This is a genomic window from Vibrio sp. L85 (assembly GCF_963871815.1).
Lineage (GTDB): Bacteria > Pseudomonadota > Gammaproteobacteria > Enterobacterales > Vibrionaceae > Vibrio > Vibrio harveyi.
Genome location: NZ_CAWMYL010000079.1, coordinates 1 through 524 on the forward strand (window position 1 = coordinate 1; position 524 = coordinate 524).

Sequence of the window (524 nt, forward strand, 5' to 3'; positions counted from 1 at the left end):
GGAGTGACGGGCACTGGCTGGCAATGTCTAGCAACGGCAGGCATTTCGGCTGAGGGTAAAAGAACTTTCCGCTAAGCGATAGACTGTATGTAAACACAGTATTGCAAGGACGCGGAACATGCCTCATGTGGCGGCCAGGACGGCCAGCCGGGATCGGGATACTGGTCGTTACCAGAGCCACCGACCCGAGCAAACCCTTCTCTATCAGATCGTTGACGAGTATTACCCGGCATTCGCTGCGCTTATGGCAGAGCAGGGAAAGGAATTGCCGGGCTATGTGCAACGGGAATTTGAAGAATTTCTCCAATGCGGGCGGCTGGAGCATGGCTTTCTACGGGTTCGCTGCGAGTCTTGCCACGCCGAGCACCTGGTCGCTTTCAGCTGTAAGCGTCGCGGTTTCTGCCCGAGCTGTGGGGCGCGGCGGATGGCCGAAAGTGCCGCCTTGCTGGTTGATGAAGTACTGCCTGAACAACCCATGCGTCAGTGGGTGTTGAGCTTCCCGTTTCAGCTGCGTTTCCTGTTTG

At 57.1% G+C, this 524-nt stretch carries 1 protein-coding gene; it reads left to right on the plus strand.

Going from position 1 to position 524, the window contains the following annotated elements; translation table 11 throughout:
• Positions 1-118 precede the first annotated feature (118 nt).
• On the plus strand, positions 119-524 hold a 406-nt coding region (locus tag AACR11_RS08655), incomplete at its 3' end, for an IS91 family transposase (RefSeq protein WP_001120876.1).